The following is a 1,219-nucleotide window of genomic DNA, read 5'->3' as shown; positions in this document are numbered from 1 at the left end:
TGAATCTCCTATGTCAAGCTGCGGCCTCGTGGCAAGTGGTGTGGGGCTTGGTTTGCTGGAGCCGGTGGTAGACGACGTCGGCGAGATGACGTTTGAGTACTCGCAGTGCTTCGGTTTTGGAGTTGCCGCGCGCGGTTCGTCGTTCAACCAGCGCGCGGGCGGGTGGATGGGTGCGTAGCTGGGTGACCGCGATCCGGTGGAGCGCAGCGTTGAGTTGCCGGTTGCCGCCGCGGTTGAGGCGGAATCGGGTGCGGTTGCCGGTCCAGACGGGTATCGGTGCTGTTCCGGCGTGCATGGCGAACGCGGCCGAGGACCGGAATCGGGCGGCACCGGCGGTCTCGGCGAGGAGCTTGGCGGCGGTGAGCCCGGCGCAACCGGGGATTTCCAGCAGTTGCGGGGCCAGCGTTTCGATCTGCGCCTCGATGCGTCGTTTGATTTGGCTGATGCGGCGGGTCACGGTGGTGATCCGCTCGAACAGCTCGAGCGCGATCTCGACACGGATGCCGTTGGGCAATGACTCGAGCTGCTCACGCAGCATGTCCAAGGCTTTGAGGCTGTTCAACGCTTGGCCGGCCGGTAACAGGATGTCGAGGTCGTGCAGGTGCCAGCGCAGCCGATTGATCATCCGGGTCCGCTCGGCGATCAGATCCTCTCGGTGGTCGAGCAGGAGCCTGACCTCGAGCGCCTGGTCGTCGAGATGCGCTTCGGGAAGATCGGGTTCTCGCAGCGCAGCCCGAGCGACCGCCAACGCGTCGATCGGGTCGGACTTGCCGCGCGTTCTGGCCGAACTGCGCGTTTGCGACATCAATTTGGGCGCCACCATCACCACGGCCTGCCCGGCACCGACCAGGGCCCGCACCAGCGCTCCAGCCACGTGTCGGCAGTCCTCGACTGCCCATTGCCGGTCCTGATCCCACTGCAGTCCCCAATCGAGCAATCGAACGATGTCGGCGGCCGTCGTTCCGACGGTGATCTGGCCGAGCTTGCGACCGTTGCCGTCCACGGCGACCGCGGTGTGGTTGTGTTTGTGTGGATCGACCCCGATGACCATCAAGTCTGTTGTCTCCCTCTACCGTTGGTGATGATGGCCCGGCCGAGGGACACGTCTCAGTTGAGAGGCTGCGCCTCATTCTCCTATCAAGTCACACTCGGCTGGACCAGCTCCGGCCGCAGTGGACGATTCACGAAAAGGCCAACCTCACCGGCGGCACCCACCGTA

The 1,219-nt window shown here is 64.9% G+C and carries 1 protein-coding gene; it reads right to left on the bottom strand.

Translation table 11 applies throughout. The annotated features are described in order from the left end of the window. Positions 1-13 precede the first annotated feature (13 nt). Positions 14-1,051, bottom strand: a complete 1,038-nt coding sequence (locus GVY39_RS33735; RefSeq protein WP_240679496.1) for an IS110 family transposase — start codon at positions 1,049-1,051, stop codon at positions 14-16. Positions 1,052-1,219 lie beyond the last annotated feature (168 nt).

The organism is Nocardia sp. CY15, from assembly GCF_009829295.1.
Taxonomy (GTDB): domain Bacteria; phylum Actinomycetota; class Actinomycetes; order Mycobacteriales; family Mycobacteriaceae; genus Nocardia; species Nocardia sputi.
This window is presented reverse-complemented; position numbering and strand designations above follow the sequence as displayed.

Bases quoted from the DNA above. Each gene is read 5' to 3' on its own strand.
- GVY39_RS33735 (WP_240679496.1), bottom strand. From the start codon at position 1,051: ATGGTCATCGGGGTCGATCCACACAAACACAACCACACCGCGGTCGCC.